The 17,612-nt window shown below is 72.0% G+C and carries 10 protein-coding genes; 2 read left to right on the top strand and 8 right to left on the bottom strand.

The features are described from left to right. Window positions 1-1,581, bottom strand: a complete 1,581-nt coding sequence (guaA, locus tag FNV62_RS30865) for a glutamine-hydrolyzing GMP synthase (protein WP_060898094.1) — start codon at window positions 1,579-1,581, stop codon at window positions 1-3. A gap of 526 nt (window positions 1,582-2,107) precedes the next feature. On the opposite strand from guaA, the gene FNV62_RS30860 reads away from it, so the two are divergent. Then, entirely contained in the window at window positions 2,108-2,431 is a 324-nt protein-coding gene (locus tag FNV62_RS30860; protein WP_282459373.1) for a chorismate mutase, read from the top strand. Between the two features lie 528 nt (window positions 2,432-2,959). On the opposite strand, the gene FNV62_RS30855 is transcribed toward FNV62_RS30860, so the two are convergent. Continuing rightward, window positions 2,960-4,210, bottom strand: a complete 1,251-nt coding sequence (locus FNV62_RS30855; protein ID WP_143627836.1) for a hypothetical protein — start codon at window positions 4,208-4,210, stop codon at window positions 2,960-2,962. Between the two features lie 225 nt (window positions 4,211-4,435). Here FNV62_RS30855 and FNV62_RS30850 point away from each other — a divergent pair, with 225 nt between their 5' ends. Next, window positions 4,436-5,413 carry an LAETG motif-containing sortase-dependent surface protein gene (locus tag FNV62_RS30850; RefSeq protein ID WP_097289146.1) on the top strand — a complete coding sequence of 326 codons (978 nt, stop codon included), beginning with the start codon at window positions 4,436-4,438 and terminating at the stop codon, window positions 5,411-5,413. Window positions 5,414-5,510: 97 nt separating this feature from the next. Here FNV62_RS30850 and FNV62_RS30845 read toward each other — a convergent pair whose 3' ends face one another. The 6 genes from FNV62_RS30845 to FNV62_RS30820 all read right to left on the bottom strand — a co-directional run bounded on the left by FNV62_RS30845 (window position 5,511) and on the right by FNV62_RS30820 (window position 17,611). Further along, on the bottom strand, window positions 5,511-7,316 hold the full coding sequence (locus tag FNV62_RS30845; protein ID WP_143627834.1) for a GMC oxidoreductase: 1,806 nt from the start codon (window positions 7,314-7,316) through the stop codon (window positions 5,511-5,513). A 57-nt stretch (window positions 7,317-7,373) separates the two neighbouring features. Beyond that, window positions 7,374-9,011, bottom strand: a complete 1,638-nt coding sequence (locus FNV62_RS30840) for a succinic semialdehyde dehydrogenase (protein ID WP_097285899.1) — start codon at window positions 9,009-9,011, stop codon at window positions 7,374-7,376. Between the two features lie 213 nt (window positions 9,012-9,224). After that, window positions 9,225-10,904 carry a serine/threonine-protein kinase gene (locus tag FNV62_RS30835; RefSeq protein WP_164331787.1) on the bottom strand — a complete coding sequence of 560 codons (1,680 nt, stop codon included), beginning with the start codon at window positions 10,902-10,904 and terminating at the stop codon, window positions 9,225-9,227. A 103-nt stretch (window positions 10,905-11,007) separates the two neighbouring features. Continuing rightward, window positions 11,008-12,696, bottom strand: a complete 1,689-nt coding sequence (locus FNV62_RS30830) for a protein kinase domain-containing protein (protein WP_143627832.1) — start codon at window positions 12,694-12,696, stop codon at window positions 11,008-11,010. 110 nt (window positions 12,697-12,806) lie between these two features. Further along, complete coding sequence (locus FNV62_RS30825) at window positions 12,807-14,555, bottom strand: serine/threonine-protein kinase (protein WP_143652166.1); 1,749 nt, start codon at window positions 14,553-14,555, stop codon at window positions 12,807-12,809. 164 nt (window positions 14,556-14,719) lie between these two features. Continuing rightward, window positions 14,720-17,611, bottom strand: coding sequence for a protein kinase domain-containing protein (locus FNV62_RS30820; RefSeq protein WP_225900430.1), 2,892 nt, complete (start codon window positions 17,609-17,611; stop codon window positions 14,720-14,722). Between the last annotated feature and the right edge of the window lies 1 nt (window position 17,612).

Below are 17,612 nucleotides of genomic sequence, written 5' to 3'. Positions count from 1 at the left end.
CTACTCCCACTCGATCGTGCCCGGGGGCTTGCTCGTGACGTCGAGGACGACTCGGTTGACGTCCGCGACCTCGTTGGTGATGCGGGTCGAGATCTTGGCGAGGACCTCGTACGGGAGGCGGGACCAGTCGGCGGTCATCGCGTCCTCGGAGGAGACGGGGCGCAGCACGATCGGGTGGCCGTACGTGCGGCCGTCGCCCTGGACGCCCACGCTGCGGACGTCCGCGAGCAGGACCACCGGGCACTGCCAGATGTCACGGTCCAGGCCGGCCGCCGTGAGCTCCTCGCGGGCGATGGCGTCGGCCTCGCGGAGCAGGTCGAGCCGCTCCTTCGTCACCTCGCCGACGATCCGGATGCCGAGGCCCGGGCCCGGGAAGGGCTGGCGCTGGACGATCTCGTCGGGGAGACCGAGCTCCTGCCCGACCATCCGGACCTCGTCCTTGAACAGCTTGCGCAGCGGCTCGACGAGCTCGAACTCGAGGTCCTCGGGGAGGCCGCCCACGTTGTGGTGGGACTTGATGTTGGCCGTGCCGGTGCCGCCACCGGACTCGACCACGTCCGGGTAGAGCGTGCCCTGGACCAGGAAGGCGACGTCCTCGCCCTCCGCGGCCTCGGCGATGATCTCCGCCTGGGCCTGCTCGAAGACCCGGATGAACTCCCGGCCGATGATCTTCCGCTTCTCCTCGGGGTCCGAGACGCCCTTGAGCGCGGTGAGGAAGCGCTCCTCCGCGTCCACGACCTTCAGCTGTACGCCGGTCGCGGCCACGAAGTCCTTCTCGACCTGCTCGGTCTCGCCCTTGCGCATCAGGCCGTGGTCGACGTACACGCAGGTCAGCTGGGAGCCGATGGCCTTCTGCACGAGGGCGGCGGCGACGGCGGAGTCCACGCCGCCGGAGAGGCCGCAGATGGCGCGCTTGTCGCCGACCTGCTCGCGGATGAGGGCGACCTGTTCGTCGATGACGTTGCCGGTCGTCCAGTTCGGCGTGAGGCCGGCGCCGCGGTACAGGAAGTGCTCGAGCACCTGCTGGCCGTGCGTGGAGTGCATGACCTCCGGGTGGTACTGGACGCCGTACAGCTTCTTCTCGTCGTTCTCGAAGGCCGCGACCGGGACGACGTCCGTGGACGCCGTGACCGTGAAGCCCTCGGGGGCGGCGCTGCACGCGTCGCCGTGCGACATCCACACCGACTGCTCGTCCGGGGTGCCTTCGAAGAGGGTCGATCCGGACTTGGAGACGTGCAGGGGCGTACGGCCGTACTCGCGGGCGCCGGTGTTGTCGACCGTGCCGCCGAGGGTCGTCGCCATCAGCTGGAAGCCGTAGCACATGCCGAAGACGGGGACGCCGGACTCGAAGATCGCTCGGTCGAGGCGGGGGGCGCTCTCGGCGTACACCGACGAGGGGCCTCCGGAGAGGATGATCGCCGCGGGGTTCTTGGCGAGCATCTCCTGGACCGGCATGGTGCTCGGCACGATCTCGCTGTAGACCCGGGCCTCGCGGACGCGGCGGGCGATGAGCTGGGCGTACTGCGCACCGAAGTCGACGACCAGGACGGTGTCGGGGGCGGCGGGGGACGCTTCTGGCACGGTTTGCCTTCCGGCGGTGAGCAGGGGGTGTGGGGTATCGAGTCTACCGGGGGTCCACGCGAGCGTGCCTGCACCGGGTTCTCCGCCCCCGCCGCCCCTACCCGACCCATCCCCAGGGGCTCCGCCCCTTCGCCCCCGCCAGGGGCTCCGCCCCCGGACCCCCGATCGGCCTGAACGGCCTCGTCCTCAAACGCCGGACGGGCTGAAAGATGCGCGCCGGCGCCCCTTCAGGGGCGCGGGGAACTGCGCGGCCGGCCCCCACCGGCCCGCGGCCGAACGAACCGGGCCGAAGCCCTACCCGCCCGGAGCCGGGTCCGGGTCCGAGTCCGGGTCTCAGGATCCGAACCCACTTGGACGTGGCACGGCCCTGTGGGCATACTGCTTGCATGCTCACGCAGGCGACCTTCGTGTTTACCTATGGCAACCGGCCCACCGGCTGCCATGGTCGTGCTGCTTGAGCAACTGACAAGCGACTTCCCAGGCGCCCCGGGCCGACAAGGCCCGGGGCGCCTGTCGTTTCCGGGTCCTGCCGATCCGGGGCACCTCATCCCAAGAGGAGCCCACCATGGCCGACGTACTCGACAAGACCGGCGCCCGTACCGACGAGGCCGCAGACGTGATCACCGGCGCCCGTGAACGCATCGACGCCCTCGACGACCGGATCATCGGCCTCGTCCAGGAACGGATGGCCGTGTCGAAGGTGATCCAGGAGGCCCGGATCGAGTCCGGTGGCCGCCGGGTGAACCTCTCGCGCGAGATGGAGATCCTCGCCCACTTCAGGGACGCGCTCGGCAAGCCCGGCACCTCGCTCGCCATGACGCTGCTGGAGCTGTGCCGCGGCCGCGTCTGACCCCGTACGCGACGCACGCACGTACGCATGCCCTCTCACCCGTACGCCGCGTGACCGGGGCGCCGCGGACTTCGTTGGTCCCGGTGTCCGTGCCAGCCAGGGGCGGGCCCGAAAGAACCACGCGTGGCTCCACTGGGGCGATGAGACGTACGGATCGTGCCGTACGTCGTGGGACCTCGTCCCAGGGGTGTGACCGGACGGCAGGGGACAGCAGCCCGGTCACTCAAGAGAACGGTCGGCTCCGGGGACGCCCGGGGCCGTCCGGCGGAAGCTGTTCCACGGGCCGGGCACACCCCCAGGCTTCGGCTTCCGCCCTGCTCCACGGTCCCAAGTCCCGTACCCCGTGTCCGTACCCCCCGTAGCCATACCCCGTGTCCGTACCAAGACCCGCGGCGCAACCCCCGGCGCCGCTCCCCAGGCACCGGCGCTGCCCTGACGTCGGTGCTGGCGAAGAAGGGCCCCGCGGTCTCCGTCCCGCGGGGCCCTTCGCACGCCCGTCGGATCCCATCGAGGTCCCGTCGGATCCCGTCAGGTGCGGGACACCGTGCCGCACGTCTCCGTGCCGGAGTGCTCGATGTCCCGGCTGCGGTCGTACGGGTCGGTCGTGGGCCCCGTCGGAGGCGCGCCGGTCGGGGCGGCCGAGTCGAACTGGGGGTGCAGGAAGCCGTCGTAGACGTCGCAGGCGGTGTTGCCGAGGTCCTGGTCGTACCGGGTGATCGACAGCTTGCCGGGAGTGGCCTGGTACTTCCGCGGGTCGAGGAGTTCGAGGTCGAGGACGCGGCGCACGATGGTGCGGGCCACCTCGGTCGAGCCCCCACCGGAACCCTCGGTCGGCGCCCCCGACGTCTCCGTCGTCCCCGGCGCCTTCGATGCCTTCGATGCCTTCGATGCCTGGATCAGGGGGTAGACGAAGGTGTAGTCCATGTGGATGGCGACGGACGCGTGTGCGCCCGCCTTGAACGTCGTCCGGCCACGGACCTTGACCACATCCCCGGCCGGCCGCACCTCGGCCGGGTCGAACCGGCTGAAGAGCATCAGCGGATCGTGCTTCTTGCCCGGCGCGCGCAGCCAACTGTTCACGTCGTCGAGCATGCGGGGCTGCTTCGGGTCGAGGACGGCGAGCGCGCTCTCGGGGCGCTCGCCCCGCAGGGTCCCCGGAGCCAGGTTCGCGCCGACGAGCAGGGTCTTCGCCTGCTTCAGGGCCGCGGCGACCTGCGCGCTCGTGAACGTACCGACCGGCGTCGCCTTCGGTACGACGATGGCGGCGGCGCCATCGGCCCAGCGCTCGGCGGGCGAGCCGGCGAACGGCCTGTCGAGGGTGGGCGTGTCGGGCGCGGCGCTGGAGGGAGCGGCGGTCGGAGGCGCGGTCTCGGCGGGCAGCGCGGCGGCGGACGCGCCCCCGGACGGCGTACCGGCCGACGCACCGGACGACGTGCCGAAGGGGTCGCCGGGCAGCAGCGACGGCTTGACCGCCACCAGCGCCACGGCGATCGCGACGGGCACGCCGAGGATCGCCCACAGCCGGCGCCGACGGGCCGCGCGCCCGTCCATCTCCCGCCAGGCCGGACCCGTTCGCCACCCCTCCGGCTGGGCGCCCTTGGCGTCCTTCTGCCGGAGCCGTTCGGTCACCATGCGCGCCCGGGCGGACGGCTCCTTCGGCGCCGAACTGCGGATGTCACGTTCGGTGTCGCGGGCGAACCGCTCCCACACGTCGTCGGGGACGGAGGGTTGCTTGAACTCCCCGGACTCCCCCGCCCCTTCGGGCTGCTTGTCAGACACGAGGATCAGTTCTAAGTGGATCGAAAGCCTGTACACAAGGCAGATCCATGCAGATCCGTGTGTGACACAGCCCACATAAGAATTCTGTGAGTGAAGGCACAACCGTTCACAGGTTTCGCGGGTCACACCTGCAGAACCAACGGCCACACCCGCGCCCCACACGCGGAGGCCTCACCCCATACGCGTACCGCGACACAGCGGTACACCGGACTTTCCGAGGTCTTCATGAAGCTTCGCCGTGCCATGGCCCTGGCGGCCGCAACGGCAGCAATAGCCCCTCTGGCGCTGCTTTCGGCGCCGGCCGCGTTCGCGGAGGAGACCCCCTCCCCCACCGCGACGGTGTCCGAGACCGCGAGCGAGCCCGCGTCGGCGACCCCGACCGAGACGACTCCCGCGCCCACCGAGACCCCGTCCGCGTCGGCGACCGAGACCACTCCGGCTTCGAGCGCCACCGCCACCACCTCGACCTCCGCGACGCCGCCCGCACCGAGCACCTCGGCGCCCGCGCCGTCCGACACGCCGGAGCCCGAGCCGTCCGAGTGCCAGGACTCCAAGGTCGACGTCTCCATCTCCGGCCTGCCCGGCAAGATCGCGGCGGGCAGCGGTTGGCACAAGTTCTCCCTGAACGTGCTCAACAACTCCAAGTCCACGCTCAAGGAACCTGGCTTCTTCGCCGGCGCCTCCGCCGACAAGGCGGGCGAAGACATCTTCGAGAGCAAGAAGGTCCAGCTCCAGGCGTACAACGAGGACACCAAGGCCTGGGAGGACGTCGACTCCGAGGGCTACGCGGCCGGCTTCGTCGGCTACACCCCCGAGCTCAAGCCCGACTACGAGGTCGACATCCCGCTCCGTATCAACGTGAAGTCCAGCGCCCCGGTGGGCGTCGGCTTCTCCCTCGGCGCCAGCATCTACGGCGACGCCGACGGCTCGTGCACGGGCTTCGGCGAGGTCGCGTACAAGTTCCAGATCGTCTCCGCGGGCACCGACACCAACGGCACCAAGCCGCAGGAAGGCGGCAAGGTTCCGGTCTCGGACAAGCCGGCCGACAAGGGCAACACCCCTGTGGTCAACGGCAGCCTCGCCGAGACCGGCTCCAGCTCCGCCCTGCCGACCATCGCCCTCGTCGGCGGTCTCGCCGTCGTCGCCGGTGCCGGTGCGGTGTTCGTGGTGCGTCGCCGCAAGTCGGGCGACGCCACCGCGTAAGCGGCCAGTGGGCCAGTAGGTACGAAGAGAACTACGGATACAAGAAGGACCCGCACTCGGAGGGGGGTGCGGGTCCTTCTCGTATCCGGAGACGGAGTTACGGTTTCGGCGGCACCGTCGGCATCCCCAGGAACGGCAACCGCAGCGCGCCGAAGGCGTCCGCGGGTACCGCCGGGTCCCGGGGCTCGACCGGCTTCAGACGCTCGTACGCCGCCCCCGGCGCCGGGCGCGGGTCCGCCTCGCCCTTGTTGGGCCAGTACGACATCGCGCGTTCGGCCTGGGCGGTGATGGTGAGCGACGGGTTCACCCCGAGGTTCGCGGAGACCGCGGCACCGTCGACGACGGAGATGCCCGGGTGGCCGTACAGCCGGTGGTAGGGGTCGATCACGCCGGTCTCCCGGGAGTCGCCGATCGGGCAGCCACCCAGGAAGTGCGCGGTCAGCGGCGTTCCCATCAGCTCGCCCACGTTGCTGCCCGCGAACCCGTTGATCTCCGCGGCGACGGCGGACGCGGCCTCGGACGCGGCCCTGATCTGCTTGGGGTTGGGCGCTCCGTGCCCCTGCCGGGCCGTCAGCAGGCCCTTCCCCGCGCCCTTCGGCTTCAGGTAGGTCGTCAGGGAGTTGTCCAGCGACTGCATCACCAGACCGATGATGGTCCGCTCGGACCAGCGGCGGTTGGAGAGCGAGCGGAGCACGAGGAGCGGGTGCTTCGCCGCGTTCGCCAGCCATCCCGCCACCCTCGACGAGCCCTCCGCGTACGGGACCTGGAGGATGGACAGGCCCCCCATGGCGTTCGAGCCCTTGCCGTAGCGGACGGGCTCGATGTGGGTGTTCTCGTCCGGGTGGATCGAGGAGGTGATGGCGACACCCTGGGTGAAGTCGGCCTTGGGCGTGCCGTGCGCCTTGCGGTAGCGGCGGTTGTCGGTCTGCGCGCCCACCAGCGCCTCGGAGTTGGTGCGGGTCAGCTCGCCCAGCCTCGGGGAGAGGTACGGCAGTTGGCCGCCCGCCTTCATCCGGTGCAACAGGGTCTGCGTGCCGTAGGTACCCGCGGCGATGACGACCCTGCGCGCCTTGAGCGTCCGCCCCTCGCCCTTGCGTTTCTCGTCCGTGGGGAGGGTGGCGACGGCGTATCCGCCCTGCGAGTCGTCGGTGACGGACACGATGGTGGTCATCGGGTGCACGACCGCGCCCGCCTTCTCCGCCAGGTACAGGTAGTTCTCGTTGAGGGTGTTCTTCGCGCCGTGCCGGCAGCCGGTCATGCACTCGCCGCACTCGGTGCACGCCTTGCGGGCGGGTCCGGCGCCCCCGAAGTAGGGGTCCTCCACCTCACCGCCGGGCCCGGCCTTCGCCGTGCCGTCCGCGTCCTGCCCGTCGCCGAAGAAGACGCCGACCGGCGCCATGTGGAAGCTGTCGCCGACGCCCATCCGCTGCGCGGCCGCCTTGAGATGGACGTCGGACGGGGTCATCGTCGGGTTGAGCCGCACGCCGAGCATGCGGCGGGCCTGGTCGTAGTACGGCTTCAGCTCCGCCTGCCAGTCGGTGATGTCCTTCCACTGCGGGTCGTCGAAGAAGGCCTTCGGCGGTACGTAGAGGGTGTTGGCGTAGTTCAGAGAGCCGCCGCCGACTCCGGCGCCCGCCAGCACCATGACGTTGCCCAGCAGATGGATGCGCTGGATGCCGTACATGCCGAGCGCCGGCGCCCACAGGTAGTTCTTGATGTCCCAGGAGTTCTTGGGCAGCGCGTCACGGGTGAAGCGACGGCCCGCTTCCAGCACTCCTACGCGGTAGCCCTTCTCGGTGAGCCTGAGGGCCGTGACCGAGCCGCCGAAGCCGGAGCCGACGACGATGACGTCGTAGTCGTAAGCGGTGTCGTCCGGGTTGTGGACGGAGTTCTCCTGTGACACGTGCTGCTCTCCTCATTGAGAACGTGGTGCGGCCTGACGGAGCCCTTGCCGGGGCCCTTATCGCAGCCGGAGCGCCTTCATCACCCTCAGGCTGCGGCTCATGAACTGCGCGTACTTCTCGTCGTCCATGCCGAGCGAGGGCGCCATCGGCAGCAGCCGCTGCTGGGCGACGGTCTGTGCCTCGGTGTACTTGAGGATGCCCTCGGAGCCGTGCCGGCGGCCGAGGCCGGAGTCCTTCATGCCGCCCATCGGCGACTGGACACTGCCGTACGCGGGCGCGTATCCCTCGTTGACGTTGACCGTGCCGGTGCGCAGCCGCGCCGCGACCGCGCGTCCGCGCCGCCCGTCCTTCGTCCAGACGGAGGAGTTGAGGCCGTACGACGTGGAGTTGGCGAGTTCGACGACCTCGTCGTCCGTCTTGAAGCGGTAGAGGGAGACGACCGGCCCGAAGGTCTCCTCGTTGCAGACGGCCATGGGGGCTTCCACACCGTCGAGGATGGTGGGCTCGTAGAAGTAGGGGCCGATGTCGGGGCGGGCGACGCCGCCGGCGACGACCTTCGCGCCCTTCGCGACCGCCTCCTCCACGTGCCGGGTCACGGTCTCCAGCTGCCGCTCGCCCACCAGCGAGCCCATGTCGGCGCCGTAGGCGAGGGAGGTGCCGAGCCGCATGGCCTTGGTCCGGGCGGCGAAGCGCTCCGCGAACGCGTCGGCGACGGACTCGTGGACGTACAACCGCTCGATGGAGATGCAGAGCTGGCCGGCGGAGGAGAAGCAGGCGCGGACGGCGCCCGCGGCGGCCTTGTCGATGTCGGCGTCCTCCAGGACCACCATCGCGTTCTTGCCGCCGAGCTCGAGGGAGACGCCGACGAGCCGGGCGGCGGCGCCCTGGGCGACCTCGCGGCCGGTCCGGGTGGACCCGGTGAAGGAGACGTAGTCGGCGTGCTTGACGACCTCAGGCCCGACGACCGGACCGTCCCCGATGACGACCTGGAAGACCTCGGCGGGCAACCCGGCCTCGACGAGCAGGTCGCGCGCCCACAGGGCGGTGAGGCAGGTCTCGGTGTCCGGCTTCATCACCACCGCGTTGCCCGCGACGAAGGCCGGGAGCGCGTCGCCGACGGAGAGTTCGAGGGGGTAGTTCCAGGGCGCGATCTGGCCCACGACACCGCGCGGGTGGCGCAGTTCGGTGACCTTGGTGAGGGTGGGCATGGCCCCGGCGTGCCGCTTGGGGCGGAGGTAGGCGGGAGCCTTCCTGCCGTAGTGGCGGGCGGCCACGACGACGGCCTGCACCTCTTCGTGCGCGTGCAGCCGGGCCTTGCCGGTCTCCAGCTGGATGAGGTCGAGCACCTCGGCCTGGCGGGCGAGCACCAGGTCGTGGAAGCGGAGCAGGACGGCGGCGCGCTGGCGTACCGGCGTGGCACCCCAGGCGACCTGCGCCTTACGGGCCCGCTCGAAGGCCTCCTGTACGTCCTCGGGGGTGGACTCGGGCAGGTCGGCCAGCTTCTCGCCGGTGAACGGGGTGTGGTTGGCGGTCCGACCGGAGCCGACGACACCCTTGGTGAGCTGCGCGACCAGCTCGGGCGTGACCACGTCGGCGGCGGTGCGGGCGCCCACGGGAGCGGGGGCGAGGGGATTGGTGCCGGTCTTTTCCGACTTGACCGTGCCGGTGATTTCCGAGGCCTGCGAGTCCGTCATGAGGCGCAGCGTATGACGGAGCGAGGGCTTTGGGTACCCGTTGGTAACCCGCTTTCACCGACTGCACACACCGCGCCAGTGGCCACTGGCAGGGAACGCCCTGATCAGGGCGTTGTTCGGGAGCTCGGCGCCGCCTTGCCGACGCCGAGGCGTGCGCGGGCGCTCTTGAACGGCGAGGTGCCCCGGCGGCGCGCGCGGCGTCCGACGCGCCCTCTACAACTGGTCGATGTCCAGGTTCGCGATCGCCGTCCTGGCGACTTCACGGCCGCGTGTCGTGAAGTCGCCCTTGCCCGGATAGCTGATCGTGAGCTTGTACATGTCGCCCTTGGACGTCTTGTAGTAGAAGATCTTCACCTCGCGCGGGCGCGGGTTCTGGCTGTCGGTGGTCGTGTAGGCGACGGTGTTCTCGGCGGCCTGCCTGCCGTGGTACTTCGCGTTCTCCGGAGACGTCCGCGGGGACTCCGGCATGCTCAGCTCGTAGGCGCCGCTGCCCTTGAAGTCGTCGTTGTCGGCGTACATCTCTGCGGCCGAGGAGTCCTTGATCCGGTGGCTCGTGTCCTCGGACTTCTTGATCAGGGTCAGGCCGATCCAGATGCTGCCGCTCCAGTCGGTGTACGTGACCCAGTGCCCCTTGTCCGACGTCCGGTCCGGCGTCGATCTCTGGTAGCCCGCGGGTGCCGCCAGTGTCGCGGCGACGTCCGTCTCGTGGTGCTTCTTCCAGCCGTCGGGCAGCGGACCCGCGAACGGGTTCGCGAACAGCAGGTACGCCGCCACCGCCGCCGCGACGACCACCGCGCCGAGGCCGATGAACAGGGGCTTGCGGCGCACGCGCAGACCCTTGCCGCCCGGACCCGCGATCTGCACCACCTGCGTCGGCTCCGGGGCGGGTGGCTCGGCGGCCTCCTCCAGCATCCGTCGGACCCGGTCCGCGCCGGGGCGGCGGGAGGGGTCCTTGTCCAGGAGCCCGTTGATGGCCTCCGCCAGCGGACCACGCGCCGAAGCGGGCGGCGCCGGGGTGGAGTTGAGGACCGACTGGAGCGTCGCGGGCGTGTTGCTGCGGCGGAAGGGCGACACGCCCTCCGTGGCCGCGTACAGGACGACACCGAGCGACCAGAGGTCGGAGGCCGGGCCCGGACGCTGGCCGAGCACCCGTTCCGGCGCGATGTACTCGGGCGACCCGACGAAGCCGCCCGTGGCCGTCAGATTCGTCTCGCCCTCGATCTGCGCGATGCCGAAGTCGGTCAGGACGACCCGGCCGTGCGGGCCGAGCAGCACGTTGTCGGGCTTGACGTCCCGGTGCAGGATGCCCGCCGCGTGCGCCGCCTCCAGCGCGCCGAGCACCTCAAGACCGATACGCGCCGCCTCACGCACCCCGAGCGTGCCCTCTTGGAGGGCGGCGCCCAGCGAGCGGCCCCGCACCAGTTCCATGACGATCCAGGGCTGTCCGTCCACGACCGCGACGTCGTGGACGTTCACCACCGCCGGGTGGTCGAGCCGGGCCGCGGCGCGCGCCTCGCGGCGCATCCGCTCGAAGACATTGGCGCGTTCACGCTCGGGAAGGTGGTCCGGGACGCGGGGCTCCTTGACGGCGACCTCACGGTCCACCGTCTCGTCCTTGGCCCGCCAAACCGTCCCCATCCCACCGTGACCGAGCTTGCCGAGCAGCCGGTAGCGGCCCGCGATGAGCCGCCCGGTGCCGGGATCGGGGTCGGGATCGAGGTCGGAACCGGTCGCGGTCACGGGATGGGGCGCGGGCACCGGACCGGGCGCGGGCGCGGGTACTGGACCGGGCGCGGACCCGACCGTCGGTTCCGGGGCGACCCGGGTCGGCGGTTGCAGAACGAAACTCGTCGGCTCGTCGGCTCCGTAAGGGACTCCCCCGTTGTTCCTCATGGGTCCATCCCTATCGCGGCACGCTCTTCGGCATCCAGACCCGTCGCGCACCGGTCACAGACCCGTGACGCGGACCGTCCCTTATCTCCCGTTTACCTCCCGCCTACGGGGCCACGAAGGTGTCCAACGCGACGTCGAAGTACTCCTTCGCCTGCGTCACCTTGCCGACCGGCGCCGACACCCACACGTCGTACATCCGGCCGCCTTCCTCCCAGCAGAGGTCGTACGTGTGCCGCGCGCCCTCCGCCGTGGTGAAGCCGTTCCAGGTGAACTCCCAGAGCGCGGCGGGCTGTCCGTCGTGCGTGGTCGAGGTGACGGTGCCGTCGTGGTAGCCCGGGTTCGTGGACGGCCCGTCGGCGTCGGAGCGCCGCATCACCGCGAGCGGGCCGCCCGCCTCGGGGTCGGTCGCCTTGATGCCGAGGCGGAAGGTCTGGCCCGACGACATGTAGAAGATCCGCTCGCCCTGCGGATCGCGGGTGAAGCCGTCCGGCACGGCGAGCGAGAACCCGTCCGGGTCATGGACCGTCCGGTAGCCCGAGGGCGCCGGGCCGGAGGCGACGGTCGGCTTCTGCTGTCGGGTGACGGTGACCGTGGGGGCGGGGCTCGGTGAGGCCGAGGACCCCGGCGCTGCGGGCGCGCTCGGGGAGTGCGAGGCGCTCACGGACGTGCCCGGCGCCGAACTGGCGGACGGCGTCGACGTACCGCCCCCGCCGTTGCCCCCGCCGCCCCCACCATGGTTCACCAGCAGCACCGCCGTCACGCCCGCCCCGGCCACGGCGGCGACCAGCGCCGCGACGACGAGCATGGTCCGCGCCGACCGCTTCGGGGCACGGTCGGACCCGGCGGCAGGGAGAGAAACCGGTGGAGGGGAGGGGTGCGCGGCCTGCTGGACGGGTGACTTCCGCTTCGGCACGTCCCGTTGCGTGGGCGTGTACCCGGCCGACGCGGCCCGCGGCGTACGGCCCGTCTCCAGGAACGCCCTGAGCAGCCGCTCCGCCTCCACCGCGTCGAGCCGCCGCTCCGGATCGCGCTCCAGCAGCCCCCGTACGACGGGCAGCAGGGGCGCGGCCTGCGCGGGCGGGCGGATCTCGTCCATGACGACGGCGTGCAGGATGCCGCCCAACGAGTCGCGGCGGAAGGGCGATTCACCGCTCAGGACCGTGCAGAGCAGCGCCCCGAGCGACCACAGATCGGACTCGGGGCCGGTTCTGACCCCGGACATCCGCTCGGGCGCGGTGTACTCGGGCGAGCCGACGAACGACCCGCTCTCGGTGAGCGTCGTGGCGCCCGCGACCTGGGCGATGCCGAAGTCGGTGAGCACGACACGGTCGGTGCCCGCCTCCATCAGGACGTTGGCGGGCTTGAGGTCACGGTGCAGGACACCCGCCTCGTGCGCGCGCCGCAGCGCGCCGAGGAGGGCGAGGCCGATCCGGGCGGCCTCGCGCGCGTCGACCGGACCGTCGGCGGAGATCCGCTCGGCGAGCGAGCCGCCGTCGATCAGCTCCATGACGATGTACGGCCGTTCGTCCTCCTCGACCACGTCGTGCACGACGATGATGTGCGGGTGGTGCAGCTGGGCGACCGCGCGGGCCTCGCGCAGGGTGCGGTCGCGCTGCGTCCGGGCCTCGTCGTCGGAGAGCGAGTCGTCGAGGGCGAGCTCCTTCACCGCGACCTGCCGGGCGAGCAGCTGGTCGGTGGCGCGCCAGACGACGCCCATGCCGCCCCGGCCGATCCTGGCCTCCAGCCGGTAACGGCCGCCGATCACACGGACGTTCTCCCCCTCGGTCCCCATACGCCCCATCATGCCGCACCGGACGGACGCGCTCCGGGCCCCGGACCGCGCGATGGTTGTTATCCGGCCTCGTCAGACCGGTTGCGACCGGTTCGTGTCCGTCCGGCCCGTCAGGTCTTGGGGAGCCAGCTGCGGAGAATCACGTCGAACTGCCGACGCGCCGTGTCCCAGTCCGCCGCGGGCGAGGACATGTAGATCGCGTACTCGACACCCTCCCGGCTGAGGTACGTCTGCTCGATCGCCCGCCGGTTGCCGGGGAACGGCGTCTGCTTCGGCAGCGCGGTCCAGGTGAAGTCCCACAGGGAGCCCGGGCAGTCGCGGAACGTGTTGGACTGCAGTTGCACCCGGTGGTAGTCGACCAGCTTGGTCAACTGCTGTTCCAGGTCCAGCTGGTGTGCGTACGGAGTGGGGAAGTCCGGCGAGTCGTCGATGGCGATGCGGACGAAGTGCTTGCCGCCGTCGGGCGTGTAGTCGACCTGGTTGCCGTTGGCCTGCCGCTGCCAGGTCTTGTCGGGCAGGGAGATGGTGAAGCCCTCGACGTCGTCCCGCTGCACCCAGGTGTCGGGCACGGCGCCGGACGGCTCCTGGGAGCCCGAAGTCGCGGTCGGGGTGCTCCCGGGCTTGGTGGTGCCGGGATGCGCGGTGCCGGGCGAGGCACTGTTGTGGGTGTCGTCGGTCCGTGCGCCGTTCACATAGTGCATGGCCACGGCGCCGCCACCGCCGATCAGGGCGGCGAGTACGACGACGAGGGCGATCGTACGACCGCGGCGCCGTCTCCCGGACGCGCCCCCGGAGCCGGTGCCCTCGCCCAGGGGCCCGGGCACCGGCGCGTGAAGCGTCGGCGTCGCCCGGTGCGCGCCCGATCCGTGCGCCACGGACCCGTGCGACGCCGTCTCGTGCCCGCCCGGTCCGTGGGGCGCGGCGCCGTGCGATCCCGTCCCCTGGGGCGCCGACCCATAGGGCGCCACCCGCTGCGCGCCCATCCCCATGGTGCCCGTGTCCACGTGCTGTTGCGTCGGCACATACGCCTGCGCCGCACTCGGCCGACGCCCCTCCACGGCCTCGGCGAGCATCTGCTCGGCCTCTTCCGCACCGGGCCGCACGGCCGGGTCCTTGTGCAACAGCGCGGTGATGACGGGCCCGAGCGGACCGGCGTGCTGCGGCGGCGCGGGCTCCTCGTCGACCACGGCCTGCATGGTGGTCAGCGGCGAGGTCCGCCGGAACGGCGAGCGCCCCTCCACCGCCGTGTACAGCGTCGCGCCGAGCGCCCACAGGTCGGCGGACGGGCCGGGGTCGTGACCGCGCACCCGCTCGGGCGCCAGATAGTCGACCGAGCCGACGATCTCGCCGGTACGCGTGATGGTCGTGTCGCCCTCGACCTGAGCGATCCCGAAGTCGGTGAGCAGCACCCGTCGGTCGGAGGACAGCAGTACGTTCCCGGGCTTCACGTCACGGTGCAGCACGCCGGCGGAGTGCGCGGCGCGCAGGGCGCGCAGCACCCACAGCCCGATCCGCGCCGCCTCGGTCGGTTCGACGCGCCCCTTCTCCTTGACCTCGTCGGCCAGTGAGTTGCCCTCGACCAGCTCCATGACGATCCAGGGCCGGTTGTCGTGATCCAGGACGTCGTGCACGGTGACGACGGCCGAGTGGTTGATCCGGGCGGCGGCCCGCGCCTCGGCGTGGGTGCGCGCCAACAGCACGGCCCGGTCGCTCTCCGTCACGTACAGCGCGGCCGTCAGCTCCTTGACCGCGACGGCACGGTGCAGCACCTCGTCGTGCGCACGCCACACGCGGCCCATGCCACCGCTGCCGATGGATTCGACAAGTCGGTAGCGGCCCGCGAGGAGCAGGCCCTGCATCTGATTCACGTTTCCCCGCAATGGTATTGACAGGGTCAGAGTAAAGATCGGTCCCCGCGCAGGGAACCGGCGGGGTCGTACGGAGACCGCACTGTGACGGTTCTCCCTTCCGTGTACGGGAGGGAACCATTCGGCGTTCAGCGGTTCATGAGTACGGGAATTGCTCAGCCGGTGACTCGGTAGGTCGCCGACGCCTGCTCGTACAGCCTCGTGACCTCGTCCCGTTCGGCCTCCGGGCCACGCACCTGCACCACGTGGTAGCGGCCGCCGACGATGATCGCGAGATTGCGGACGTACAGCGACTGCCCCGCGGAGTTCTGCCAGGTGAACTGCCCCTCGGCCATGGTCCGTCCGCCCACGTCGATCCGCCGCATCCCGCTGGACGTGGCCCACGTCGAGTCGCGGAACGGCTGCAACTCGCTCTCGGTCTCGCGCTGGTACGTCAGCGGATCGCCGCCGTACCTGCTGGTGCTGTCCCGTCCGGGTACGACGATGAGCTCGAAGTCGCCCTGGGAGTAGACGACCTGGCCGCGCCCGTTCTTGGGCGTGCGGTTCCAGCCGTTGGCCACGGCGACCTGGAAGCCCTCGGAGTCCTTGCGCAGGGTGAAGCCCTGGCCGACCGCCGGGTCGTTGGACTGCGAGGTCGTCGAACTGGCGCCGCCCGAAGGGTTCGTGTCCGTGCCGGGAGAGGTCTGGTCCGGGCGCGGCCGGCTGCTGGCGCTGCCGTCGGCGCCCGTGCCCGCGGTGTTCCCGGGTGCCGGGCTCACCTGGCTCGCGGAGCCGGTCCGTTCGCCGTTCGCGTCGCTGTTCGGGTCGGTCTTCTTCGGCATGAAGACCATCGCGTACGCGACCGCCGCGACCAGCAGGAGCAGGACCAGCAGGAGCAGGTTCCGGCCCAGCTTGCGGGGCTTGGCCGTCTCCGTCGACCTGGCCGGCCTCGCCTGCCGGTCGGACTTCGCGCGCTTGTGGCGGGCGTGCGCGCTGGTCGCGGGCAGTCCGGCCCGGCGCCTGCGGACGAGCTCGCCCCTGCGCCGTACGATCGGCAGCCGGCTGGGGTCGACGGGCGGGGCCGCGACCACGTGCGCGCCCGCCTCGGGTTCCGGCGCGGACCGCACCAGTGAGCGCAGCCAGCCGCTCAGCTCCTCGAAGTCCAGCCGCTCGGTGGGGTCCTGTCGCAGCAGTGACTCCACGACGGGCCGCAGTGGCCCGCACTCCTCGGCGAACGCGGGCGGCTCCGCGCACACCAGCTGCACCAGCTCCGCGGTGTTGTCCTCCGGGTAGGGCGCGTGTCCCTGCACGGCCCGGAAGAGCAGGGCGCCCAGCGCCCACAGATCGGTCTGGGGGCCGATCGGCGCCGCCAACTGCCAGTTCTCGTGCACCGGCCCGGCCTGCTCCGGCGCCCATCGCTCGGTCACCGGTCCGACGACGGCCATCCGCGCCTGCCGGGCCCGCTCCGCGGCGAGCGCGGTGGCGGGGCCGCGCCGCGGGGGCGTACCGGCGACCAGCTCGTCCCAACGGCCGTTGGGCGTCGGGGTGGGGGTGGACTGCTGCCCGGGCACGAGGGCGGGGGCGCCGTGGTTCTGGGCGCCGTGGTTCTGGGCGCCGTGGTTCTGGGCGCCGTGGTTCTGGGCGCCGTGGGGGCCTTGGATTCCTGGGGGAACCGCGGTGCCGCTGTGCGCACTTCCATGACCGGCCGCGGGGCCGGGGAGCGCCGGGTGCCCCTGACCGCCATTGCCGCCGGGAGCCGGGGCGGGACCGGGGCCACCGAATCCGGGGCCGTTGACGCCAGGGGCGGTACCGGGGCCGCTTCCGGGGCGGGGCTGTGCGCCGGGCCACGCGCCCGCGCGTCCGACACCGACGCCGTACGGGTCGGCGATCTGACCGGGGGGCGGGGTCTCCGGGCGCTGCTCCCCACTCTGCCCGGAGGCCTGGGTCCCCGGCGCGGAGCCGTCTTCCGCCGGGGCGGGACGGGGCGCGGGCAGTGCCGCCGGACCGCCCCGCTGCTGCTCGTGCACACGGGCCGCGGCCCGGGCTCCGGCCCGGTACGCGGCGATGGCTCCGGCCCGGGCCGCCCGGGCGTCGCCTCCGGCCTCCAGTGCCCTGCGCGCCAGGGCCGCTCCGCCGTCGACGGGCGGCTCCCCCACGGGAGTGGTGTTCTCGGCCCGCGCCTCGATCGCGGCCCGCCGCGCGGCTTCGGCATCGGCCCCCTGCGCGCTGGCGACCACCGCGCCGAACGAGGCTCCGGGCCTCCCGCCGGAGGTACCGCCGGCTCCCCCGCCGGGCAGTGCTCCGGTCGCTCCACCAGGCGCGGCACCGCGCGCACGGGCCGCCCCACGCGGGACACCGGCGCCCGTGCCCGTACCCGCTCGTGAATCCGCACCGGGACCCGCGTGGGGCGAACCGGCGCCGACACCTCCCTCACCCCCGGGACCCTCGAAGTCCTGTACCGGCACCGGGTCGTACCCGCACAGTGCCTCCTCCGCGGCGCCGGCGGCCAGGCCGGTCAGCATCACCCGGCCGTCGTCGCAGACGAGCACCGTGCGCACGGTGATGTTGCGGTGGACCCATCCGTGCGCGTGCAGCACCCGCAGCGCGGTGACGACGTCGGCGGCGACCTCGGCCGCCCGATAGGGGCTCAGCGGCTTCTCGGCGAGCAGTGCGGCCAGCGACCGCGCGGGCACCAGTTCACTCACTATCCACAACGACCCGCCTTCGGCGAACACGTCGAAGACCTGGTCCAGCCGGGGATGGTCGGGAATCTGCGCGGCGGCCTGCGCCGCCTCGATCGCCCGCAGTACGGCGGGTTCGGTGGGCCTGCGCGTGGTCCGTGCGGAGGCGCGCCGCGCCCCGCCGTCCCGCGCCACGAACCCTTCGGGCAGCCCGTCCGCGTCGAGCATCTCCGCCTCGACGACCTCCGGCAACGGCACCTGCCGGACGAGGACTTCCTGACCGCTGTAGGTGTCGAAGGCCCGGCTCTCGGCGAGTTCGTACTCGTCGGAGGGCGGCAGCGGCAGGCGGTAACGGTCGGCGAGCACCCGACCCGCATAGTCGTCCACG

The sequence above is a fragment of the Streptomyces sp. RLB3-17 genome (assembly GCF_007113425.2).
Classification (GTDB): domain Bacteria; phylum Actinomycetota; class Actinomycetes; order Streptomycetales; family Streptomycetaceae; genus Streptomyces; species Streptomyces mirabilis_D.
The sequence above is the reverse complement of the archived record's forward strand: the minus strand, read 5'-3'. Positions and strand labels throughout refer to the sequence as shown.